22 protein-coding genes are annotated in these 21560 nt (G+C 63.2%); 8 read left to right on the top strand and 14 right to left on the bottom strand.

Annotated elements, in window-relative coordinates; translation table 11 throughout:
• Positions 1-139: 139 nt before the first annotated feature.
• Positions 140-1369: a 5-aminolevulinate synthase gene (gene hemA, locus B5525_RS14150; RefSeq protein ID WP_079566555.1), complete on the top strand. Its 1230-nt coding sequence runs from the start codon at positions 140-142 to the stop codon at positions 1367-1369.
• A 153-nt stretch (positions 1370-1522) separates the two neighbouring features.
• Positions 1523-5038: a PAS domain-containing hybrid sensor histidine kinase/response regulator gene (locus tag B5525_RS14145; protein WP_079566554.1), complete on the top strand. Its 3516-nt coding sequence runs from the start codon at positions 1523-1525 to the stop codon at positions 5036-5038.
• Positions 5039-5093: 55 nt separating this feature from the next.
• On the opposite strand, the gene B5525_RS14140 is transcribed toward B5525_RS14145, so the two are convergent.
• Both B5525_RS14140 and B5525_RS14135 read right to left on the bottom strand, forming a co-directional pair.
• Positions 5094-5768: an HAD family hydrolase gene (locus B5525_RS14140; RefSeq protein ID WP_079573353.1), complete on the bottom strand. Its 675-nt coding sequence runs from the start codon at positions 5766-5768 to the stop codon at positions 5094-5096.
• Between the two features lie 14 nt (positions 5769-5782).
• Positions 5783-6460: a response regulator gene (locus tag B5525_RS14135; protein ID WP_079566553.1), complete on the bottom strand. Its 678-nt coding sequence runs from the start codon at positions 6458-6460 to the stop codon at positions 5783-5785.
• 406 nt (positions 6461-6866) lie between these two features.
• Here B5525_RS14135 and B5525_RS14130 point away from each other — a divergent pair, with 406 nt between their 5' ends.
• Positions 6867-8492 carry an MFS transporter gene (locus tag B5525_RS14130; protein WP_425305267.1) on the top strand — a complete coding sequence of 542 codons (1626 nt, stop codon included), beginning with the start codon at positions 6867-6869 and terminating at the stop codon, positions 8490-8492.
• Between the two features lie 93 nt (positions 8493-8585).
• On the opposite strand, the gene B5525_RS14125 is transcribed toward B5525_RS14130, so the two are convergent.
• The 4 genes from B5525_RS14125 to B5525_RS14110 form a co-directional block, all read right to left on the bottom strand.
• A complete protein-coding gene (locus B5525_RS14125) occupies positions 8586-9059 on the bottom strand; it encodes a secondary thiamine-phosphate synthase enzyme YjbQ (RefSeq protein ID WP_079566552.1) in 474 nt (157 codons plus the stop codon).
• A gap of 36 nt (positions 9060-9095) precedes the next feature.
• On the bottom strand, positions 9096-9650 hold the full coding sequence (locus B5525_RS14120; RefSeq protein ID WP_079566551.1) for a hypothetical protein: 555 nt from the start codon (positions 9648-9650) through the stop codon (positions 9096-9098).
• A 42-nt stretch (positions 9651-9692) separates the two neighbouring features.
• Positions 9693-10316, bottom strand: coding sequence for a 2-hydroxychromene-2-carboxylate isomerase (locus B5525_RS14115; protein ID WP_079573349.1), 624 nt, complete (start codon positions 10314-10316; stop codon positions 9693-9695).
• A 168-nt stretch (positions 10317-10484) separates the two neighbouring features.
• Positions 10485-10925 carry an SRPBCC family protein gene (locus B5525_RS14110; RefSeq protein WP_079566550.1) on the bottom strand — a complete coding sequence of 147 codons (441 nt, stop codon included), beginning with the start codon at positions 10923-10925 and terminating at the stop codon, positions 10485-10487.
• Positions 10926-11255: 330 nt separating this feature from the next.
• Between B5525_RS14110 and B5525_RS14105 the strand changes: the two genes are divergently transcribed.
• From B5525_RS14105 to B5525_RS14085, 5 genes are all read left to right on the top strand, one after another.
• The gene (locus B5525_RS14105) at positions 11256-11627 is read left to right on the top strand and encodes an AtpZ/AtpI family protein (RefSeq protein WP_079566549.1); all 372 of its coding nucleotides are present in this window, start codon (positions 11256-11258) and stop codon (positions 11625-11627) included.
• 69 nt (positions 11628-11696) lie between these two features.
• Complete coding sequence (locus B5525_RS14100) at positions 11697-12452, top strand: F0F1 ATP synthase subunit A (RefSeq protein WP_079566548.1); 756 nt, start codon at positions 11697-11699, stop codon at positions 12450-12452.
• A 56-nt stretch (positions 12453-12508) separates the two neighbouring features.
• Positions 12509-12739, top strand: coding sequence for a F0F1 ATP synthase subunit C (locus B5525_RS14095; RefSeq protein ID WP_027537362.1), 231 nt, complete (start codon positions 12509-12511; stop codon positions 12737-12739).
• A gap of 59 nt (positions 12740-12798) precedes the next feature.
• A complete protein-coding gene (locus tag B5525_RS14090; RefSeq protein ID WP_079566547.1) occupies positions 12799-13362 on the top strand; it encodes a F0F1 ATP synthase subunit B' in 564 nt (187 codons plus the stop codon).
• 4 nt (positions 13363-13366) lie between these two features.
• Entirely contained in the window at positions 13367-13852 is a 486-nt protein-coding gene (locus B5525_RS14085; protein WP_079566546.1) for an ATP F0F1 synthase subunit B, read from the top strand.
• Between the two features lie 117 nt (positions 13853-13969).
• On the opposite strand, the gene B5525_RS14080 is transcribed toward B5525_RS14085, so the two are convergent.
• From B5525_RS14080 to B5525_RS43870, 8 genes are all read right to left on the bottom strand, one after another.
• Complete coding sequence (locus B5525_RS14080) at positions 13970-14653, bottom strand: hypothetical protein (RefSeq protein WP_244568038.1); 684 nt, start codon at positions 14651-14653, stop codon at positions 13970-13972.
• Positions 14654-14776: 123 nt separating this feature from the next.
• Positions 14777-15364 carry a GNAT family N-acetyltransferase gene (locus B5525_RS14075; RefSeq protein ID WP_079566545.1) on the bottom strand — a complete coding sequence of 196 codons (588 nt, stop codon included), beginning with the start codon at positions 15362-15364 and terminating at the stop codon, positions 14777-14779.
• 47 nt (positions 15365-15411) lie between these two features.
• Complete coding sequence (locus B5525_RS14070; RefSeq protein ID WP_079566544.1) at positions 15412-16701, bottom strand: M16 family metallopeptidase; 1290 nt, start codon at positions 16699-16701, stop codon at positions 15412-15414.
• The gene (gene thrC / locus B5525_RS14065) at positions 16698-18116 is read right to left on the bottom strand and encodes a threonine synthase (protein ID WP_079566543.1); all 1419 of its coding nucleotides are present in this window, start codon (positions 18114-18116) and stop codon (positions 16698-16700) included. Before thrC ends, B5525_RS14070 begins: the two co-directional genes overlap by 4 nt.
• A gap of 1187 nt (positions 18117-19303) precedes the next feature.
• Entirely contained in the window at positions 19304-19561 is a 258-nt protein-coding gene (locus B5525_RS43875) for a hypothetical protein (RefSeq protein WP_154073206.1), read from the bottom strand.
• 9 nt (positions 19562-19570) lie between these two features.
• Complete coding sequence (locus tag B5525_RS14055) at positions 19571-19915, bottom strand: pilus assembly protein N-terminal domain-containing protein (protein ID WP_172899872.1); 345 nt, start codon at positions 19913-19915, stop codon at positions 19571-19573.
• Positions 19916-20001: 86 nt separating this feature from the next.
• Positions 20002-21195 (bottom strand): cupin domain-containing protein, encoded by a 1194-nt coding sequence (locus B5525_RS14050; protein ID WP_079566540.1) that lies wholly within the window; start codon positions 21193-21195, stop codon positions 20002-20004.
• A gap of 108 nt (positions 21196-21303) precedes the next feature.
• Complete coding sequence (locus tag B5525_RS43870) at positions 21304-21453, bottom strand: hypothetical protein (RefSeq protein ID WP_154073205.1); 150 nt, start codon at positions 21451-21453, stop codon at positions 21304-21306.
• Between the last annotated feature and the right edge of the window lie 107 nt (positions 21454-21560).

Genomic DNA, 21560 nt, shown 5'->3' with positions numbered 1-21560 from the left:
CGATGCAACCCGGCCCGTCACATATAAGGTTTCCGACGATCCGATTCCGGCTCGACAGCAAAGCCGGAAACGCTTTAAAAAGGCAGCTATCTCGTGGGCCGGCCGCCCGGCCCCAGCTTCACTGACAGGCAGTTTTGCGATGGATTATAGCCAGTTCTTCAGTGCCGCCCTCAACCGCCTGCATGACGAGCGGCGCTACCGGGTTTTCGCCGACCTCGAGCGCATCGCCGGTCGCTTCCCGCACGCGGTGTGGCACTCCCCGAAGGGCCCGCGCAATGTCGTGATCTGGTGCTCCAACGACTATCTCGGGATGGGGCAGCACCCGAAAGTGGTCGGCGCCATGGTGGAAACCGCCACCCGGGTCGGTACCGGCGCCGGCGGCACCCGCAACATCGCCGGCACCCATCACCCGCTGGTGCAGCTCGAGGCCGAATTGGCCGATCTGCACGGCAAGGAAGCGGCGCTGCTGTTCACCTCGGGCTACGTCTCGAACCAGACCGGCATCGCAACCATGGCCAAGTTGATCCCCAATTGCCTGATCCTGTCGGACGAGCTCAACCACAATTCGATGATCGAGGGCATTCGTCAGTCCGGCTGCGAGCGCCAGGTGTTCCGCCACAATGACACCGCCCATCTGGAGGAATTGCTGCGCGCCGCCGGCCCCGACCGGCCGAAGCTGATCGTCTGCGAGAGCCTCTATTCGATGGACGGCGACGTCGCGCCGCTGGCCAGGATCTGCGATCTCGCCGAACGCTATAACGCCATGACCTATGTCGACGAGGTTCATGCGGTCGGCATGTACGGCCCGCGCGGCGGCGGCATCGCCGAACGCGACGGCGTCATGCACCGGATCGATGTCCTGGAAGGCACGCTGGCCAAGGCGTTCGGCTGCCTCGGCGGCTATATCGCCGCAAGCAGCGACATCATCGACGCCGTGCGCTCCTATGCCCCCGGCTTCATCTTCACCACCTCGCTGCCACCGGCGATCTGTTCCGCGGCAACGGCGGCGATCCGGCATCTCAAGACCTCGAGCTGGGAGCGCGAGCGCCATCAGGACCGCGCCGCCCGGCTCAAGGCGATCCTCAATGCCGCCGGCCTGCCGGTGATGTCGAACGACACCCATATCGTGCCGCTGTTCGTCGGCAATCCCGAAGCCTGCAAGCGGGCCTGCGACATCCTGCTGGAAGAGCACAATATCTACATCCAGCCGATCAACTATCCGACGGTCGCCAAGGGCACCGAGCGGCTGCGGATCACGCCCTCGCCCTATCATGACGACGCGCTGATCGATCAGCTCGCGGAAGCGCTGCTGCAGGTCTGGGAACGTCTCGGCCTGCCGCTGCAGGAAAAGTCGCTGGCCGCCGAATAACGTTAACCTTCGCTGCTGGAGCAAAATCCCGCTTCCTGGCCCGGCGAAGCGTCGTGCTTTGCCAATTTATTCCGGCTATACTTCCCTGGCGACGTCGGTCGTCCGCGGCAGCGCGGGCAAATCGCGCGCGGAACGTACAGGGAGCAAGCAGCGATGCTGCACGACTGGGGCGTGATCGCAGCCGCCTTCGGCTACATCGGGTTCCTGTTTCTGGTGGCGAGCTATGGCGACCGCCTGTCGCCGACGCAGCGCGGCCGTGCCAGCGCGCTGATCTATCCGCTGTCGCTGGCGATCTATTGCACCTCCTGGACGTTCTTCGGCTCGGTCGGGTTCGCCACCCGCACCAGCGTGGATTTTCTCGCGATCTATATCGGCCCGGTCCTGATGATCGGGCTGTGCACGCCGCTGCTGCGCCGCGTGATCCAGCTCGCGAAATCGCAGAACATCACCTCGATCGCCGATTTCATCGCCGCCCGCTACGGCAAGAGCCAGGCGGTTGCCGCAACCGTCGCGCTGATCGCGATCATCGGCTCGGTTCCCTATATCGCGCTGCAGCTCAAGGCGGTGGCCTCCTCGCTTGAAACCATCCTGAGCGAGGACCAGGCGTTTTCCCGCATTCCGATCATCGGCGACATCGCGCTGATGGTCACGCTGGCGATGGCGGCTTTCGCGGTGCTGTTCGGCACCCGCCAGAGCGACGCGACCGAACACCAGCACGGCCTGATGCTGGCGGTCGCCACGGAATCCATCATCAAGCTGGTGGCCTTTATCGCGGCCGGCGCCTTCGTCACGTTCTGGATGTTCAGCCCTCACGAACTGATCGAACGCGCGATGAAGACGCCGGAGGCGGTGCGCGCCATCGACTACGCGCCGTCGATCGGCAACTTCCTCACCATGGTGCTGCTGTCGTTCTGCGCGATCATGCTGCTGCCGCGCCAGTTCCACGTCAGCGTGGTGGAGAATTCCACCGATGCCGAGGTCGGCCGCGCCCGCTGGCTGTTTCCGTTCTATTTGGTCGCCATCAATCTGTTCGTGATTCCGATCGCGCTCGCCGGCCTCATCATGTTCCCGTTCGGTGCGGTAGACAGCGACATGTTCGTGCTGGCTCTGCCGATGGAGGGAAATGCTCCGCTGCTCAGCGTCGGCGTCTTCGTCGGCGGCCTGTCGGCGGCAACCGCGATGGTGATCGTGGAATGCGTGGCGCTCTCGATCATGGTCTCCAACGACATCATCGTGCCGCTGGTGCTGAAGCGCGGTCCGCAATCGGCCGCGCGCCAGACGGATTTCGGCGACTTCCTGCTCAAGGTGCGCCGCTTTGCGATTTTCGGCATCATGGCGATGGCGTATCTCTATTATCGCGCGCTCGGCAACACCCAGCTCGCGGCGATCGGGCTGCTGTCCTTTGCCGCCATCGCGCAGCTCGCGCCGGCGTTTTTCGGCGGCCTGTTCTGGCGCCGCGCAACCGCGCGCGGCGCCATCGGCGGCATGCTGGTCGGCGGCGCCGCTTGGGTCTACACGCTGTTTCTGCCGAGCTTCCTCGAAGGCAATACCGCCGGGCTCCTGATGCTGCAGCACGGCCCGCTAGGCATCGAGGCGCTGCGTCCGCAAGCCCTGTTCGGCGCCGATCTGCCGCCGCTGCTGCACGGCGTCCTGTGGTCGCTCGCGCTCAACGTCCTGACCTATGTGGCGCTGTCGCTGGCGCGCCAGCCGTCCTCGATCGAGCGCGTGCAGGCCGACCTGTTCGTGCCGAGCGCGCGGGCGCCGATGACGCCGACATTCCGGCGCTGGCGTACCACCGTGACGGTGCAGGACATCCAGAGCACGGTGTCGCAATATCTCGGCCCCGATCGCGCCCTTCATTCGTTCGAAGCTTTCGCGGTCACCCGCGATGCGCGACTCGATCCCGCCGCGCCGGCCGATTTCGAGCTGCTGCAGCACGCCGAACATCTGATCGCCTCCTCGATCGGCGCGGCATCCTCGCGCCTGGTGATGTCGCTGTTGCTGCGCAAGCGCACCGTTTCGGCGAAGGCCGCGCTGAAACTGCTCGACGATTCCCACGCCGCGCTCCACTTCAACCGCGAGATATTGCAGACCGCGCTGAACCACGTGCGGCAGGGCATCGCCGTGTTCGACGCGGATCTGCAGCTGATCTGCTCGAACCGGCAGTTCGCCGAGATTCTCGGCCTTCCCCTGCACCTCGTCCAGATCGGGATTCCGCTCCGGGAAATCCTCGAATTCATGGGAGCGATCAGTCCGCCGGGCTTCGGCGATACCGACCACGACGCGTTGCTGGAAAAGCGCCTTTCCGCCTATACCACCGAAGGCGAGCCCTATCTGGAACGCCTGCCCGACCGTCACCTGGTGATCGAGGTGCGCTCCAACCGGATGCCCGGCGGCGGACTGGTCATCACCTTCTCCGACGTCACGCCTTCCTTCGAGGCGGCCGAAGCGCTGGAGCGCGCCAACGCCACCCTGGAAAAACGGGTGCGCGACCGTACCGAGGAACTCACGCGGCTGAATTCCGAACTGGCACTGGCCAAGAGCACCGCCGAGGACGCCAACATTTCCAAGACACGGTTCCTCGCCGCCGCCAGCCACGACATCCTGCAGCCGCTGAACGCCGCGCGGCTCTATGTCACGAGCCTGGTCGAACGCCAGGCCGGCGGCGAGGATTCCCGGCTGGTCGAAAACATCGACGATTCACTGGAGGCGATCGAGGAAATCCTCGGCGCGCTTCTGGACATATCGCGGCTGGACGCAGGGGCCATGACGCCGTCGATCACGAGCTTCAAGATGAGCGACCTGATGCGCTCGCTGGAAATCGAATTTGCGCCGATCGCGCGCGCCAAGAGACTGAAGCTGACCTTCGTGCCCTGCTCGCTGCCGGTGGAATCCGATCGACTGATGCTGCGGCGGCTGTTGCAAAACCTGATTTCCAACGCCATCAAATATACGCCGCGCGGCCGCGTGCTGATTGGTTGCCGCCGTCACGGCCAGAGCCTGCAGATCGGCGTCTACGACACCGGCGTCGGCATCCCCGTCCTCAAGCGCGGCGAGATCTTCAAGGAGTTTCACCGGCTGGAGCAGGGCGCGCGGATCGCGCGCGGCCTTGGGCTCGGCCTGTCGATCGTCGAACGCCTCGCACGCGTGCTCAACCACGGCATCGCGCTCGAGGCCACCAGCCGCGGCGGCTCGGTGTTCTCGGTGATGGTGCCCACCGCGAAGGCGATCAACTACACCGCGGCCGTCACCACCGCGACACCCCTCTCCCGGACGCCGATGAGCGGCTCCCTGATCGTTTGCATCGAGAACGACGCGGCGATCCTGGACGGCATGCGAACGCTGCTGAAGGCCTGGAACGCCGAGGTCATCGCGGTGGCCGATCCGGATGCCGCCATCGAGGCGATCGAGGCCGCCGGCCGGCCGGTTACCGGGCTTCTGGTCGACTATCATCTCGATCGCGGCAACGGCGTCGCCGCGATCCGGGACATTCGCCGCCGCTTCGGCGAGAACATTCCGGCGATCCTGATCACCGCCGACCGCAGCCCGCATGTGCGGGCGGCGGCCCGCGACGAGAATATCGCGGTGCTCAACAAGCCGGTGAAACCGGCCTCGCTCAGGGCTCTATTGGGTCAGTGGCGCACGCAGCAGATGGTGGCTGCGGAGTAGAGGCAGCGCGGCTTGCCCACGTGAAAAGCGCGACAGGCCAGTTCGCGATGGCCCGTCACCAATTCATTGTCGTTCCGACCAGTTTCACCAGTTCCGGGTCGTCGAAGGTTTTGGCCGTCATGGCAGCGCCTGCGGCGACCATGTCGGCATGGCCAAGGCTCGTACGTATGCCGATGGTCGCAATGCCCGCAGCGGAGGCGGACTGGACGCCGGAGCGAGAATCTTCGAAGGCGAGTGACAAATTCGCTGCCGCATTCACCGCGCGCAATCCCTCCAGATATGGCATGGGATGTGACTTGCCGTGCGCAAGCTCGTCGCCGATGACGAGAGCCGTGAAGCGATGCATGATCCCCAGCCCGGAGAGCAGCATTTCGGCATTCAGCCGGGGCGCGTTGGTGACAGCCACCATGGGGATGCCTGCGCGATCCGCGAGAGCCAATAGCGGCATCAAACCGGGCACCGGCTGAATCTTCCCGGCAATGAGCTTGCGGAAGGCTGCTTCCTTTTCGCCAATGATAGCCGCTTTCCGCGCTGGCGGTTCCCCCGCCAGAAATCGCGCGCCGATAGAGGCATTGGAAAAGCCCTGAAGCTCCCGGGTGAAGCGGGCGTGGTCAAAAACCTGACCACGGGGACCAAGGACCTGATTGAATGCTTCCAGATGAAGCGCATCGGTGTCGGCGAGGGTGCCGTCGATGTCGAACAGCAGCGCCTTCCCTGATCCTGGCAACATCGGCGAGTTCTTCGCTATTGCGCCGACGGCGTGCCCTGCCGCCACTGGCCGCCGGCGATTTTCGCCGCGGCGATCACCGCCTGCGTCCGGCTCTCGACCCCGAGCTTCTGCAGGATCGCCGATACATGGGCCTTGATGGTCGCCTCCGACACGCCAAGCTCGTAGGCGATCTGCTTGTTGAGCAACCCCTCCGACAGCATCATCAGCACCCTTACCTGCTGCGGGGTCAGCGTCACCAGCCGGTCGCGCAGGCGCGTCATGTCCGGATCGGTCGCAGCGGAAAGATCGGTATCCGGGGGTATCCAGACGTCGCCATCCATCACCTTCACGATCGCGTCGCGCAGCGTATCGACCCCGAATCGCTTGGGAATGAACCCCGAGGCGCCGAAATCCAGCGACCGGCGGATGGTACCGGCATCGTCGCTGGCCGACACGATCACCACCGGGATCGCCGGATACTGCGCGCGCAGATAGATCAGCCCGGAGAATCCCGAAATCCCCGGCATGGTCAGATCAAGCAGGATCAAATCGACATCGGAATCCTGCTCGAGCAGCGAGGTCAGATCCTCGAACGACCCCGCTTCATCGATCTTCGCCTGAGTGACGACGCTGGCGACCGCCTGTCGCAAGGCGTCGCGAAACAGCGGATGGTCATCGGCAATGACGAGATGCGTGGTGGCGACGGAGGTCATTTATTTCTTGCAAGAGGGTTGCGACAAACCTGTGATCCTACCGATTGGCCTGTCAGGCGAATTTTTTCTTGTGTTGTCAATTGTCCCCCGATGGGGGCTGGCATGCAAGCGCACAATTATGCCACGCCGCAACGCAGTTAATCCGCGCGATTTGTGCGTCGCAATACGATCCGCGCGCGCCCCGCGCGAACGACTCCCAAGGTGCGTCCGGAATGTCACCGTCTCAGAGATAGAAGTGCGAAGGGCCAAAAGTCTTATTGGGTGAGGTTTCACGCCGATGTTACCTTAGCACGAGACCCATAACTAATCCGGCTTAGTTCGGCGGGTGGGCGAACTTTGCATCAACGATCTCGGGGAGCGAATCAAAATGTCCACATTGGCTGCAACATCGACCAGAATAGGCGGAATGACGAAGGACGAACGGTTCGTCATTCTCGCTTCATCGCTAGGCACGGTTTTCGAATGGTATGATTTCTATCTTTACGGATCGCTAGCCAGCATTATCGGCGCGCAATTCTTCTCGGCCTATCCGCCGGGGACGCGCGATATCTTCGCGCTGCTTGCCTTCGCCGCCGGCTTTCTGGTGCGCCCGTTCGGCGCTATCGTTTTCGGGCGCATCGGCGACATCGTCGGACGCAAATACACGTTCCTCGTCACCATCCTGATCATGGGTCTGTCGACCTTCATCGTCGGCCTGTTGCCGAACGCCGCGACCATCGGCTTTGCCGCGCCGGTCATCCTGATCGCGTTGCGTCTGGCGCAGGGCCTCGCGCTCGGCGGCGAGTATGGCGGAGCCGCCACCTACGTGGCCGAACATTCGCCGCAGGGCAAGCGCGGCTACTATACCTCGTTCATTCAGACCACCGCCACGCTGGGCCTGTTCCTGTCGCTGCTGGTGATCCTGTTCACCCGCACCGCCGTCGGCGAAGCCGACTTCGCCGCCTGGGGCTGGCGTATTCCGTTCCTGGTATCGGTCGTCCTGCTCGCGATCTCGGTCTGGATCCGGCTGCGCCTCAATGAGTCGCCCGTGTTCCAGAAGATGAAGGACGAGGGCAAGAGTTCGAAGGCCCCGCTGACCGAGGCCTTCGCCAACTGGAGCAACGCCAAGATCGTGTTGCTCGCACTGCTCGGCGGCACCATGGGTCAGGGCGTGGTCTGGTACACCGGCCAGTTCTACGCGCTGTTCTTCCTGCAATCGATCCTGAAGGTCGACGGCTACACCGCCAACCTCCTGATCGCCTGGTCGCTGCTGTTCGGCACCGGCTTCTTCATCGTGTTCGGCGCGCTGTCCGACAAGATCGGCCGCAAGCCGATCATCCTGGCCGGTTGCCTGATCGCGGCGCTGACCTTCTTCCCGATCTTCCGCATGATCACGTCCAACGCGAACCCGGCACTGGAAAAGGCCATCGAAGCGGGTAAAGTCGAGGTGTTTGCCGATCCCGCGGGTTGCGGCGATCTGTTCAACCCGGTCGGCACCCGCGTGTTCACGGCACCCTGTGACACCGCCCGCGCGTTCCTGGCATCGTCTTCGGTCAAGTATTCGACCTCCTATGGTCCCGCGGGCTCCGGCGTGAAGGTGATCGTGAATGGCAAGGAAGTGCCGTACACCGACGCGAAGGCCGGCAACCCGGCGGTTGCCGCAGCGGTGGCCGCTGCCGGCTATCCCAAGGCGGGCGACGCCGGCATCGTCAAGATGTCGAACCCGTTCGATATCTTCCGTCCGCAGGTCGCGGCGATCATCGGGCTGCTGTTCATCCTGGTGATCTTCGTCACCATGGTGTACGGACCGATCGCGGCGATGCTGGTCGAACTGTTCCCGACCAAGATCCGCTACACCTCGATGTCGCTGCCCTACCACATCGGCAACGGCTGGTTCGGCGGACTGTTGCCGGCCACCGCGTTCGCGATCGTGGCTTCGACCGGCGATATCTACGCCGGTCTCTGGTATCCGATCATCTTCGCATCGATCACCGCGGTCGTCGGCTTCTTCTTCCTGCCGGAAACCAAGGACGTCGATATCAGGACCAACTGACCATTCGGCCCGCGGCGAAAGCCGCTGGACGGACTTGCGTAACGCCGGCCGCGGATCGCTCCGCGGCCGGTTTTGTATTATTGCGGGTTTGTCTTATTGAATGGCGCCCACAAACTGCAGCACGATTTCCCGGCGATGCGCCCGTGCGCGATGCTCGATCAGGTAGATCGCCTGCCACGTTCCGAGCGCGAGTTCGCTTCTGAGCACGGGAATATGCAGCGAGGTCGCCGTCAGCAGGGTCTTGACATGCGCGGGCATGTCGTCGGGGCCCTCGGTGTCATGGCGCCATCCGGCATTCTCCGGCGCGAGGCGATCCAGCGCCGTCGTCAAATCGACCAGTACCGTCGGGTCGGCATTTTCCTGGATCGTCAGCGACGCCGAGGTGTGGCGGACGAACAAGGTCACCGCGCCCTCTGTCGCACCGGCGTCTCTGACGAATTTCGCGACATCGGCGGTGAGATCGGTAAAGCCACGCCCCGGCGTTTGAACCGTCAATAGCGAGGAAACTATGGTGGTGCCGCCGACGATGGATAGCGGAGAGCGTGACAGCGATTTGGGTGCAGTCATGGGCGATCTCTCAACATGGTCGTCCCGGCGAGGTTCTCAAATCTTGCCGCTGACGTCCTTCTGCATCCGGTTGGCCATCTCGACCAGCCGCCGCCACGCCTGCTCCAGAAACGACATCATGCGATCCATGTCGCGGTCGCTAGGCAACGGGATTTCGATCTTGCGTTCGCCCTCGGCGATCTTGGGCTCGGGCTTCTTGAGCGAGTCCGCTTTTGGCAGCGGCTCATCGAGCTTGCCGGACACCGTCGGCTCGCGCGCGGATAGTTGCCCTTTCAGGTTTTCATTCTCGGCCTGCAGCCGGCCGATTTCCGCATCGAGCGCGGCGCGTTCATCGGGCACCGCATAGCAGGCCCAGCCCGCACCGCTGTTGCTGCAGGTCGAAACGCTTCCGGTCCTGGTATCGAGCCTGATCACGCCGTCCGAGACCGGTGACAGCACGTAGCGGCCGTTCTCGCCGTCGGGCATCGGCTCGGCGCGCGCGCCGCCGATTCCGCCGAGGCCGCACAATACGGCCAAGCCCACGCCGAAGGCCGCGACCGAGGTAGAGGGTTTCGAAGGCGATGCCACCGTCACCAATGTCGCTGTCACCATGGGACTACTCCGCCTCAGAGCCGATCGAGCCTTCTCCTAATCCTACACCTGCGAACGGTAGGGCGCGCGGCCTGATTTCAACGCGTCCGCGAGCAATTCGATCCGATCCTGTCCCCAGAATACCTCGCCGTCGAGCACATAGACCGGCGAGCCGAACACGTCGGCGGCCAGCGCATCCTGGCGGTTCTTCTCGTAGGCCGCGCTGATCTCCTCCGATCCCGAGCGCTCGACCAGTTGCTTGCCGGGCAGTGCGGATTCGTCGGCCAATTTGATCAGAGTCGCGGGATCGGTCATCTTGAGCTGGTCTTCCCAGACCGCCGCAAATGCCCGCCGCATGAACGGCTCGGGGTCGAGGCCGGCTTCGGTCGCTGCGATCACCACACCATCCGCGAGCCGCGCGTTGAACGGCCAGTTCTCCGGCTGGAGATGGAATTTCAGTCCACGCCTGTCGCGCCACCGCTGCAGTTCGACCATGCGGTAGCGCTGCCGTACCGGGTGGCGCTTCATCAGCGGCAACCCGCCGGTCTCCGAGAACAGATCGACCAGGACCACCGGCTTATAATTCACCTTGAGATTAAAGGTGCTCGCAGTCTCCTGGAACGCCCTATGCCCGATATAGGCCCACGGCGATTGGAACGAAAAATAGTAATCGACCTGGCGCGGCATGTGGGCTCCCGGGATCCGCTTGATTGCGATCATCCCAACAGACCCGCCGGAACGATGCAAGGTCGATCCTCGCGAGCTTTTGAGCCGAATTGGGGTGTTACTCCGCGGGCGCAGACAGGCGCGACGCGCGCCGGTGGAAGCGGCTTGCCGAAAATGTCAACGATGTTGTCAGGATCTCGCGGCCACTTCCTCGAGCCTTCCCAGGATGCGCGGCCAGCCCCCGCCCATGCCGCGATAGCCGGCTTCATCCTGCGGCCGGAACCCGGATTGCTCCATTCGGACCTGCGTTCCGTTCTCGCCTTGCGTCAGCGTCCATGTCACGATGGTCTTCAGGCCACCGGGCGCCTGATCGCCGGAAGCGTTCCAGCTATATACAAGGCGTCGACAGGGAATGATTTCGAGAACCTCGCAATCGGTAACGCCATTCCAACCGTGGATGGGCGTGGCGCGGAAATTGAACCTGTGGCCGAAGATCGGCTGAAAATCGTTCTGCATCAGCCATTCCTCGATCAGCGGCGCCTGCGTCAGCGCGCGCCAGATCTTTTCCGGCGGATGCGGCATCACCCGTTCGACGACGAGGCTACGCATAGCGGCAACAGATTCGGTCATCGATCCATCCTGTTCAGCAGGCTTTGCAGCGCATCAAACCGGTCGTGCCCGCGCTGCGGATACAATTCCATAACCATATGGTTATGAATTCGTCAAGCGGCCCCCGAACGACCGTCGAGATTTTGCCGATCGCAGGTTGAGCTATTGCAGTGCGGCGGCCGTGCCCACGACGGACTTGCGGCACTTGGCGTAAATGAAGCTGAATCAATTAGTTAGATGGTTATGACGCAATCTTGACTTGCTCAGATGCGGTCAGTATGGTCCGCGCGGCTTTTGAGGGTAACGGGGCGTCATCTCCATCAACGCAAGCTTCTTTCGGGTCTGTGCAGCATGGCTGAAGGCACGAATAACAGCGAAAATGGAAGTCACGATCAATCGTCCTCCGATGAAGCTGCGCTTTCCGCAAGGCTCGGAAGTCTGGATCACCGGTTGTCCGAAATTCAGGGCAGCCGAAAAATCCGGACTGACCAACCCGGAGATGGAAGCGGAGACGGAGCCGCCAGAGCTTCTGCGATGGCGCTCGGTTTCCGGCTTTCCTCGGAGTTGGTCGCGGGCGTTGTCGTCGGAGCGGTGATTGGCTGGGGGTTCGACCGCTTGCTGTCGACATCGCCGTTCGGTCTCATCGTGTTCGTCCTGCTCGGCTTTGTAGCTGGCGTGGTCAACGTGGTGAGATCTGCGGGCGTAGCTCCAGGCAAGCGCTGAACGCTGACGGGAAGTCACGACATTTGAAATTCAGATTGCCGGCGAGGCCGGTGGACAAGAGCCGCGCGGATGAAAATCGACCCGATCCACCAGTTCAATATCGAACCTCTGTTCACGATCGGCCATATCGGCAATCAGACGATCGCCTTCACCAATTCGTCGCTCTATATGTTCCTGGCGGTAGCGCTGATCTCGATCCTGATGATCGGCGGCGTCGCGGGGCGGCAGCTGGTGCCGGGGCGGTTCCAGTCGATGGCCGAAATCTCCTACGAGTTCGTCGCCACCACCATCCGCAGCACCGCCGGCGCGGAAGGCATGAAGTTCTTCCCGCTGATCTTCTCGCTGTTCATGTTCATCTGTGTTTCGAACCTCGTCGGCATCATCCCCTACACCTTCACGATCTCGAGCCACATCATCGTCACCGCGGCGCTGGCGCTGCTGGTGTTTTTCACTGTCCTGATCTACGGCCTCTACAAGAACGGCCTGAAGTTCTTCAAGATTTTCGTTCCCAGCGGCGTTCCGATCTACATCCTGCCGCTGGTCATGTTCATCGAAATCCTGTCGTTCTTCCTGCGCCCGGTCTCGCACAGCGTGCGCCTGTTCGCCAACATGCTGGCCGGCCACATCGCGCTGAAGGTGTTCGCGGGCTTCGTCGCCATGCTGGGCATTTCCCTTGGCGCGGTCGGCTGGATCGGCGGCGTGCTGCCGCTGGCGCTCACCGTCGCGCTGACCGCGCTCGAGCTTCTGGTCGCGTTCCTGCAGGCCTATGTGTTCGCGATCCTCACCTGCATCTACCTCAACGACGCCATTCATCCGGGACACTAAACCGTCCGGGGAATTTCCACCCACCCTTTGTCTTTCTTCTCAAGGAGCTCTAGAAAATGGAACCGGCAGCAGCAAAACTTATCGGCGCGGGCATCGCGTGCATCGGCATGGGCGGCGCGGGCGTCGGCGTGGGCGTCATCTTCGGCAATTACCTTGCCGCTGCAGTGCGCAATCCCTCCGCGGCCCAGGGCCAGTTCGGCAACCTGATCTTCGGCTTCGCCGTGACCGAAGCGCTCGGCATCTTCTCGCTGCTGATCGCGCTGCTGCTGCTGTTCGTTCCGCTCTGAGCTGCACCCCGTCGCGCTGCCTTCCCGGGCGGCGCGCATGACAGCAAGAGGAGAACCCCGTGGCTGAAAGTCATGGCACCCCAAAGGGCCAGAGCACCGGCGCCCACACCGAATCCGAAGGTGGCCACGGCGGAGGATTTCCTCCGTTCGAGTCCTCGACCTTCGCTTCGCAGCTGGTGTCGCTGGCGATCGCGTTCGTCGCGCTCTATCTGATCGTGTCGCGCATTGCGCTGCCGCGCGTCGGCAGCGTGATCGATGCACGCCAGAACGCGATCGAGGGCGATCTGGCGGAAGCGCAGAAGCTGAAGGACGCCTCCGGCGCGGCGCTGAAGGCGTACGAAACCGAACTGGCTTCTGCACGCTCCCGCGCCCAGGCCATCAGCAACGAGACCCGCGAGAGGCTGAACGCGGCCTCCGAAGCCGAGCGCAAGAAGCTGGAAGACCAGCTTTCCGTCAAGCTCGCGCAGGCCGAGAAGACCATCGCGGCAACGCGCGAGACCGCCATGAGCAACGTGCGCGGCATCGCCGCGGACGCGGCCAGCGCCATCGTGCAGCGGCTCACCGGCATGCTGCCCGACGGCAGCGCGGTGAACAGCGCTGTCGATGCGTCGTTGAAGGGATAATCCGATGTTCCTGGAACCTGAAACCTGGGTTGCCATCGCCTTCGTGATCCTGATGGTTCTGTTCGCCTATCTCGGCATCCATCGCACGGTGCTGAAGGCGCTCGACCATCGCGGCGAGCGGATCAAGGCGGAACTCGACGACGCGCGCCGCCTCAAGGAAGAGGCCGCCAAGCTGCTGGCGGAATACAAGGCCCGCGGCGCCAGCGCCGAACGCGAGGCGCAGGATATCATCGCGGCGGCGAAGGCCGAAGCCGAGCGCATCGCGGCCGAGGCCAAGACCAAGATGGAAGATTTTGTCACCCGGCGCACCAAGACCGCCGAGAGCAAGATCGCGCTGGCCGAGGCGCAGGCGCTGGCCGATGTGCGCGCGGCCGCGGCCGACGCCGCGGTCACTGCGGCTTCGACCATCCTGTCGCAATCGGTCAAGGGCGGCATCGCCGACGATCTGCTGGCCAAGGGCATTGCGGAAGTTCGCGCCAAGCTGAACTGAACAAATTCCGGTCACCGAGACCAAAGCCGGCGCGAGATGATCGCGCCGGCTTTTTGTTAATGTCATCATCCGCGAAAGCGGACGTCGCCGGTTGCACGGCAGGCGACGGCGACCAGACTACTTCTTCTTCCGCGCCGCGCGCGGCGCGGGCTCGGGCTTCAGCGCCTGCGGATCGAAGCCGATATAGAAGATGTAGGCATCGCCGGTGGAACCAGACGGCACCGGATAGACCACGTCTTCCGCCACCAGGCTGAACGGCACGCTGCCCTGGTCGTTCATCGTCACCGTCGTCCTGAACACCTTGGTGGTGATGGTTTTTTCCTGCACCCCGCCCTGCACCACGGCGACGCGCAGCGGAACCTCGACCGTCGGCGGAGCTCCGGCAGGTCCGGCGATGACGCGGCCGAGAATGCCGATCCGCGCGGTGATCTGGCCGCCGTTCCGGGTGCAATCGCGCGCGGTGCGCGTGATCGAGGCCTGATAACGCAGATCGTTGCCGACCGCCTCCTTGCCCGGTACTCCCACCGCAAAGGTCGATGCCCCGGCGCGAATGGTGACGGGTGGACAGCTCAGCTCATTCTCTGCCGGCGGCGGCGGGGTCTCGCCGACGGCTTGCGACTTCGAGCCGAACAACTCGCTGAACCGGCTGGAGATCGAGGGGCTGGAACTGGAATCCGACGAGCCGCCGAGTATGCCGCCGCCGCCGCACCCCGAAAGAGCGGCTCCCGCAACGGCAAGCGCCAGCGCCATGAGCAGACGGCCCCCTTGGCCCATCGTCCGCATCATCAGCCCGTTACGCATCATCCAGATGTCCCCAAAGGTCCCGCAATATGGCGCGCCCAAAAAAGCGGCGCGTGGCCGGCGGGTTATAACAGCGCAATGACGGCGAACCCAAGGCGGGTGCCACAATCCCACAATCGACGGTTAACCGCGAAAATCCTCGTGCAGAAGGCCGAACAGCAAATGGTCCTGCCAGACGCCGTTGATGCAGAGATAGCGCCGCGCCAGCCCCTCGCGTGTAAAGCCGCATTTCTCCAGCACCCGGATCGACGGCGCGTTGGAGGGAATGCAGGCGGCCTCGATGCGGTGCAAATTCAGTTCGCCGAACAGCGACGGCAACAACACACGCAGCGCCGCCGTCATGTAGCCGCGATGCGCATGGGGCTGCCCCACCCAGTACCCGATGGTGCCGGCCTGCACGATGCCGCGGCGGACATTGGCGAGCGTGATGCCGCCGATCATCGCGCCGTCGATCTCCCGGAAAATGATGAAGGGATAGGAGCGGTCGGCGGCGATGTCTTCCGCATAGCGGCGCAGCCGACGCCGGAAGCCGGAGCGAGTGAGGTCGTCGGAAGGCCAGATCGGCTCCCATGGGGTCAGATATTCCCGGCTGTATTCGCGCAGATGCGCCCATTGCATAAAGTCGGACATCTGCGGCGCGCGCAGCAACAGCCCATACCCGCGCGGGGCAAGCGCGGCCGGTCCGCTGGATGGAAGCCGAAACAGGGCCATATCTGTTACCCCCCGCTACCCGATTCCTGGTCAACCGCGAGCCGCCGTCAATGCAGCAGCGACTTCGCTTTCGACCGGGTCAATCCTTCCGCAAAAGACACCGCCGTGTCCAGACCTCTTCCGCTGCCAAGTGCGACAACCGCCGGCCGGCTGCGCGACAACAAGCCGCGCGCGGCGTTGCGGGTCGATTCCACGCTGACGGCGTCGATCCGGTCCACCAGCTCTTCCACCGTCAGCGGCCGGCCATAGGCCAGGATGTGGCGCGCCAGCTGCTCGGCGCGCGAAGAGCAGCTCTCCAGCGCCATCAGCAGCCCCGCCTTCATCTGCGCCTTGGCGCGGGCGATTTCGGCTTCGGTGAGGGTTTCCACCGCGTCGTTGATGACGTCGACGATCACTTCCATCATCTCGGGCGCATCCTCGGGGTCGGTGCCGGTATAGAGCCCGAAAAACCCGGTGTCGCTGTAGGGTGCGTGGAAGGTATAGATCGAATAGCACAGCCCGCGCTTCTCGCGCACTTCCTGGAACAGCCGCGACGACATCCCGCCGCCGAGCGTGTTGGTGAAGACCTGCAGGGAAAACAGCGACAGGTCGGTCTGCGGCACGCCCTCCAGCGCCAGCGTCAGATGCGCCTGCTCGAGTTCGCGGTGCACCACGCGGGAGCCGCCCTTGCCGAACGTCGCTACTTGCGGTTTTGGAGCGGGCGTGGCGTCAAAACTCTTGAAGCGCTCGGCGACCTCTTCCACCACCCGTTTGTGATCGACCGCGCCGGCCGCCGCCACCACCATGTCGGGGCCGCGATAATGCGTCGAGAGATAGCCGCGCAGCGTATCGCGATCGAAACCCTTCAGGGTTTTCGCGGTGCCGAGCAGCGAGCGGCCCATCGGCTGTTCCGGGTAACACAGCTCGTTGAGATGCTCGAACACCACGTCGTCGGGGGTGTCTTGCGCTGCGCCAATTTCCTGCACGATGACATTCTTTTCGCGCTCGAGTTCGTCCGGCACGAAAGAGGGATTGGCGAGAATGTCGGAGAGCACGTCCAGCGCCAGCGGCACGTCGGCCTTCATCACCCGCGCATAATAGGCGGTGGTCTCGGTCGAGGTGCCGGCATTGAGATCGCCGCCGACCGCCTCGATCTCCTCGACGATTTCGCGCGAGGAACGCAGCGTGGTGCCCTTGAAGGCCATGTGTTCCAAGAGATGCGAGATGCCGTGTTCGTCCGGCTTTTCGTCGCGGCCGCCGACGCCGGCCCAAACCCCGAGCGCCGCGGTTTCCAGATGCGGCATGGTGTCGGTGATCACCGTGAGGCCCGAGGGAAGCTTGGTGACATCGACGCTCATCCGCTAACTCCTTGCTTCGCCGCACGGCTGACCGAGCGCACGAACCGTTCGACTTCGACCTGATCGTTGGCCATGACCTTGATGTGCTCGGGCTTGGTCATCAAACCCTCGAGCCAGGCCGGCAGTTCCGGGCGCACGCCGCAGGCGGCTTCCACGGCGTCGGGAAATTTCGCGGCATGCGCGGTCGACAGCACGATGTTGGGAATTTTCGAACCCGCGGAGTCGCGATCGGCCACGGCGAGTGCCACCGCGGTATGGGGGTCGACGAGATCGCCGGCCTCGCGCCAGGCGGCGCGGATCGCCGCAGCGGTTTCGGTCTCGTCGGCGCGCCCGGCATCGAATTCGGCGCGGATCGCCGCCAGCGTCGCGTCGGGGAGAACAAAGCGGCCGGACTGCTTCAGCGACGCCATCAGCCGGCGAACCTCCGCCGCATCGCGGCCGCTGGCCTCGAACAACAGCCGCTCGAAATTCGAGGAGACCTGGATATCCATCGATGGCGAAGCCGAGGCGTGCACCTCGCGCACCTCATAGATGCCCGTTTTAAGCGTGCGTGGCAGGATGTCGTTGATGTTGGCGGCGATGCGCAAGCACCGGATCGGCAGCCCCATCCGCTTGGCGACGTAGCCGGCAAAAATGTCGCCGAAATTCCCGGTCGGCACGGTGAAATCCACCGTGCGCGCGGGCGCGCCGAGCGCCACCGCTGAGGTGAAGTAATACACCACCTGCGCCACGATCCGCGCCCAGTTGATGGAGTTGACGCCCGACAGCGCGACCTCATCGCGAAATCCGTGATGGTTGAACAGGCCCTTCACGATCGCCTGGCAGTCGTCGAAATGGCCTTCGATCGCGAGCGCGTGCACATTGGCGGCGCCCGATGTCGTCATCATCCGCCGCTGCACGTCGGAGATGCGCCCGTTCGGGAACAGCACGATCAGATCGACATTGTCGAGCCCCGCGAACGCATCGACCGCGGCGCCGCCGGTATCGCCCGAGGTCGCGACCACGATCGTGGTGCGCTCGGCGCGCTTGGCCAGCACGTGATCCATCAGCCGCGAGATCAGCTGCATCGCCACGTCCTTGAACGCCAAGGTTGGACCGTGAAACAGCTCCAGCACGAATTGACCGGGACCGGTCTGGTCGAGCGGAACCACCGCGGGATGGCGGAACGTGGCATAGGCCTCGTTCGCCATGCGGCCTAGATCGGCATCCGAAATCTCGCCCGCGACAAACGGGCGGATCACTTCGACCGCGACCTCCCAATAGGGCCGGCCGAAGAAGGCGGCGATAGTGTCAGGCGAAAGGCGCGGCCAGGTTTCGGGCACATAGAGGCCGCCGTCGCGGGCAAGCCCGGTCAGCATGACATCGCAGAAACCTAAGGCCGGGGCCTCCCCCCGGGTCGAAATATACCGCGTCAAACCACCCTCCAAAGGCGAGGCATACCGCCAAGCCTTTGATGTTGAAAGATAATCTGCATTTGCATATAGCAAAGCCGGTCGGCACCATAAAGCGTTTCGGGTTAATGGGAAATGCAACAATGACGGAACAGGTGGGCGCCCGGCGACCCGCTTAGCTGTCGTACCCCGCGCAAGCGGGGTATCCGGTACGCCGCGCCTTATCGATTTCACTACGGACGCCTCTGGAATACCGGATCGTCCGCTTTCGCTGATGATGACGACCGAGAGTGTGGCGCGCGCTCGTCCTGCAGCCGTTATTCCGAGCCAGCGGGTTGCGATGACGATTTCCACACACGCGTATTACTCTCGCGGCGCGGTGCGCCCGAGGCATTGAGAAGCCTTCGCCCAAAGAGGGCGTGGGGAATGCCGGGTGCCCAGTGCACCCGCAGCCTCGTGTGCGAAGTGGTAGTGCAAAATGCACACGAGTATTCACAGCGGTCGCACCGGAAATCACCCGGCATCCCCGCACGCAATGGCTTTACGGCTTATGTCGTACTCTCCCCGGCGATCGGGCTTTCTTGTCACCGTCGCTTGCGAAAATCGCTTCCCGCAAACTTGACGCCGGCGTCGAGGCGTCAGGACCACACGATTTTGCCGTCCGCACGCAAAACGCTCTCGTCAGAAGCGCCGCCTGCGGCCACCGCATCCAGCCCCGCGTTCGTGACGATCGCGATACGCCCCTCGAGTGGGGTGGACGGCTGGGTTATAAAAGTGATTTGGGGTTTCGGAAAACCAGAATATTTTTTCAAACGGGACTGGACAGGTAGAAACAGCTTGATCTGGTTCAGGAAATTAGATTTTAGGCGCAAGTCCTAGGCACGGGTAAATCTCCCTAGCCGCCGGGACAGGCCAAAATCAAACAGGAAGCCGTCGGTTGCCTTCACCTCGGTACCGGTTTCCCCTGCGGGTACGACCCGTCAGCCTCGGAAGCTATTTGACGACGCCGCTCGATAGCCCGACGCAACCATGCACCGGTATCTTCGGCGCGCTGTTACTCCGCATTCCTCCAAATCCCGGCTAGATCATTGCAATCAATTTTATCCCGGTCCCGCTCCATCTGCGCCGCTCCATCTATCAATGATGAAAATGCCGCGTGAAAAATTCGACTGGCAGGAATAAATGTCGGAGGCCTGCCGCCACTTCCCGCATCAGCTCCCCGGATAATGCTTTTGCATTTCGGCGAGGCACGCCTTGCAATACGCGCGATAGATCAAGGTAAGAAGTGCTGACATGATCGAACTCCATTGTTGATCATCGAGCCCAGTTTGACCGACGTTCGTTTCCTGCCGTTTTCGCAAGCTGGCCAAAATGGTTTCATGGACGAGGAAACTGGTTTCGTCGGAACCCGTCCCCGGCGACGTCGTCGCGCCATCGCGTCTGTCGCGGCTTGCAATTCTTGCGCGCAAGCCGCGGACTCACTCGTCACCGGACCCGGCACGGTAACCAATCGGGATCGCGCCTGCGCTTTGGACCAGTATCCGGATGTTGGCAATGGCGATGTTGGCATCGTCAATGAACACCAGATCCGTCGCTCCGGGATTCAGCGGTTCGAGCATGACCGATCGATCGCCGCGCGCCTGGACATTCACGACATTGGGATCGCCGATCAGAACCGTCTTGAATGCCCGCTCAAGGACGAGCGCCGATCCGGCACCGAGGCTGAGGGTGATCGTCCGGTCCGCCGCCCATGTGGCCGAATTCGCGGCCAAGAGGAGTACCAGCGCGAGCGCAACGACTCGCGCACCAAATTTCGCGGTCATCGTCATTTTCCTCCGACGCGCTCAAAACGAAACGCGCCCCTCACAGGACTGGCCCTCGGCCGGATTTCGGCCGAGGACCGCCGGCTTCAGGCCGGGGTGATCGGTGCGGAAATCACCGTGCGCTTTTTGAAATTGGCGATGGCCGTTTCCGGGAGGCCGAAATTATTCGCCAGCAGATGTCGCGGCGCCTTCGTCAACCAATCGGACAAGGTGCTCTCGTGGTAGGTGCCGCTGTCCAGCACGCCGACGATCTCGGCGTCTTCCGGACCGATGCTCTGGATCGAGTGTCCGCAATTGCGGGGAATGTAGGCGCACTCGCCGGGTGAGAGCTCGGCTATGGCGACGCGCTTGTCGGCCGCAAAAAGCGTGACCCGCGTTCGTCCCTTCAGCACATAGTGCCATTCATTGGCGTCGCTATGCCAATGGGGCTCGTGCATCGCGCCGCGCTTCAATTTCAGAACCATCCCCGTCAGCGTCGTCGACATCGGAAATTCCTTTGCGGATGCGATATGGAGAGAACCGCCGGCGGTGCTCACTCTCGGCTTCTGCGCCATCAGGGCATAGCGATGCGTTCGCGCGTGATCCAGCTCGCGGGCGGAACGTGCCTGCGGACCGTCCAGGGCCAGCACTTCACCCTGCATGATGTAGGTCTCGGCTTTGGGGATCTGCGCGAAAGCTTCCGCCGAGACTCCGAATGCCTGCGAGAGCACGCTGGTATCATAACGGCTCATCCAGTCGCTGATGCCGAACGTGCCGTGCTCCGAATAGAGCCCATCGTCGAAAGCCAGAATCGCATGACACGGCGCCGGGCCGAGGGTCTGGATGGCGTGGCCGTGACCCTTGGGGAAATACCAGAGATCGCCGGGACCAAGATTGACGACCTCCGCCAGGCTGTCGGGGTCGACCACCGTCACCTGGCAATGGCCATCGACGATGTAGGCCCACTCGGCCGAATTGTGCCAATGCATCTCACGGGCGCCGCCCGCATTCATGAACAGATGCGCGCCCGCGATATCGGTGGCGATCGGAAGTCCGCGCGCGGTGATTTCACGCGCCCAGCCGCCGGAGGTGGCCTTGATCGGTCCCCTGTCGAGGGAAGCCGTGAAGACGACGGGGTCACCCGGCTTGCGCGGGACCGTCTTCAGGTAGTCCGACGCGGCGGAAACGTCGTATCCCGCGGCGTGTCCGTCGCTGCCGGCAGCGAATGATTGCGAGGTTGCGAGTGCGCCCGCGCCGATCGCAACTGACTGAAGGAAAAACCGGCGATTTGCTTCAAACATGATGCGTGCTCCAATGTCATGGTGATGTCGAAAAGCCTCCAACCTGACGCAATGCGAAACAGCTCAAGCAAAACCGGGACGGGTCGTTCGGGCGCCGCGTCGGTAGTCTCAGAACCAGACGCCCTGCACACCGCAGCTCACCGCGATCAGCGTCACCGCCAAGCCGATTCCGCTGAACAGCGCCACCGCGCGAAAATCGTCGCTAAAAAACCCGGCCGGCTCTTCCAGTTTGACGGCCATTTTGATGAATGTCGGCATAGTATCCTCTTGATATTGTCGCCTTCGCCGAAGCGGGCGCAAACGCCAGCCTCCGAACTCATCTTACCAGTCTGGTTGTCTTGCAATGTGAGATCGTTCACAATTCG

The sequence above is a fragment of the Bradyrhizobium erythrophlei genome (assembly GCF_900129505.1).
Lineage (GTDB): Bacteria > Pseudomonadota > Alphaproteobacteria > Rhizobiales > Xanthobacteraceae > Bradyrhizobium > Bradyrhizobium erythrophlei_D.
Note: the sequence above shows the minus strand (reverse complement) of the source record. Positions and strands in the feature narration are given on the sequence as shown.